The sequence below is a fragment of the Achromobacter sp. Marseille-Q0513 genome, from assembly GCF_018195695.1.
Classification (GTDB): Bacteria; Pseudomonadota; Gammaproteobacteria; order Burkholderiales; family Burkholderiaceae_B; genus Achromobacter.
Genome location: NZ_JAGTJY010000353.1, coordinates 1 through 1,719 on the forward strand (window position 1 = coordinate 1; position 1,719 = coordinate 1,719).

Below are 1,719 nucleotides of genomic sequence, written 5' to 3' on the forward strand. Positions count from 1 at the left end.
GTGTTCGTGTGAGCGGAGCGGGTTATTGCGGCGAACGCCGGTTCGTCAGTCGTGCCGCATGCCGCATGCTTGCCGTGCTTGCCGCCGCTGTGCGGGCGGCAACCGGGGGTTCCTGACTCTGGCGGAGGAGCCCGGCGATCTGCTGGGCCATCCTTCAAACCAGGATGATGTCGTACTTCTCTTGCGTATACGTGCTTTCCACTTCCAGCGATACGCGCTTGCCGACGAAGTCTCCCAGCATGGCCAGGTGCTGGCTTTCCTCTTCCAGGAAGAGATCCACCACTTCCTGCGAGGCCAGGATGCGGAATTCCTTGGGGTTGAACTGCCGCGCCTCGCGCAGGATTTCGCGCAGGATCTCGTAGCAGACCGTGCGCGGCGTGCGCACGTTGCCGCGCGCCTCGCACATGGGGCAGGGCTCGCACAGCTGGTGCGCCAGCGAATCGCGGGTCCGCTTGCGCGTCATCTCGACCAGGCCCAGCTGCGTGAAGCCGTTGACGGTCATGCGGGTGCGGTCGCGCGAGAGCGCCTTCTTCAGCTCGGCCAGCACGGTGTCGCGGTGCTCCTGCTCCTCCATGTCGATGAAGTCCAGGATCACGATGCCGCCCAGGTTGCGCAGCCGCAGCTGGCGTGCGATGGCTTGCGCGGCCTCCAGATTGGTCTTGAAGATGGTGTCGTCGAAATTCCGGCCGCCGACGAATCCGCCCGTGTTCACGTCGACCGTGGTCAGCGCCTCGGTCTGGTCGATGATCAGGTAGCCGCCGGACTTCAGGTCCACGCGCCGCGACAGCGCGCGCGCGATTTCCTCGTCCACGTTCGCGGTATCGAACAGCGGGCGCTCGCCGCTGTAGTGGCGCACCCGCTCCACCACCGACGGCGTATAGGTGCGCGCCCATTCCAGCATGGACGAGGTGGTGGTGCGCGAGTCCACCAGGATGGTGCCCGTGTTCGGACCGACCATGTCGCGCAAAACGCGCTGCGCCAGCGTCAGGTCCTGGTGCAGCAGGGCGGGGGCGGGTTGCGTGCGCGCCAGCGCCTGCACGCTGGTCCACAGCTTGCGCAGGTAGGCCACGTCCGCGTTCAGTTCGTCGTCGTTGGCGCCTTCGGCCTGGGTGCGGACGATGAAGCCGCCCTTTTCCCCTTCTGGCATCAGCGCCTGCAAGCGCTCGCGCAGCTGCGTGCGCTCGGTCTCGGAATCGATCTTCTGCGAGATGCCGATATGCGGATCATGCGGCAGATAGACCAGCATGCGGCCGGCCATGCTGATCTGCGTGGACAGCCGAGCGCCCTTGGTGCCCAGGGGATCCTTGACCACCTGGACCATGATGGTCTGCCCTTCGAACAGCAGTTTTTCGATGGGCGTGGGTGGCAGCCCCTGGCTGCGCTCGCCGCGATTCTCGCGCAGGTCCGCGATATGGATGAATGCCGCGCGCTCCAGCCCGATGTCGATGAACGCGCTTTGCATGCCCGGCAGCACGCGGACCACACGGCCCAGGTAGATATTGCCCACATGGCCGCGCTGGATGCTGCGCTCGACATGCAGTTCCTGCACCGCTCCCTGCTCGACCAGCGCGACGCGGGTCTCGAACGGGGTGACATTGATCAGGATGTCTTCGCTCATTGCGGTGGCAGTGGGCATGGGGCGGTCGTCTCCATTCAGTTGGGTGGGCGGCTTACAAGGCGAATAGTAAACGTACCGCCGGGGCAGGCAAGTCGAGACGG

General features: G+C 65.5%; 1 protein-coding gene. It reads right to left on the minus strand.

Annotation, left to right across the window (positions count from 1 at the left end; genetic code table 11):
* Positions 1 to 154 precede the first annotated feature (154 nt).
* Positions 155 to 1,618, minus strand: a complete 1,464-nt coding sequence (rng, locus tag KDH83_RS30555; RefSeq protein WP_212322763.1) for a ribonuclease G — start codon at positions 1,616 to 1,618, stop codon at positions 155 to 157.
* Between the last annotated feature and the right edge of the window lie 101 nt (positions 1,619 to 1,719).

What these genes read in the sequence shown, in the direction of transcription:
- rng (WP_212322763.1), bottom strand. Translation starts at nt 1,618, where the DNA reads ATGAGCGAAGACATCCTGATCAATGTCACCCCGTTCGAGACCCGCGTC.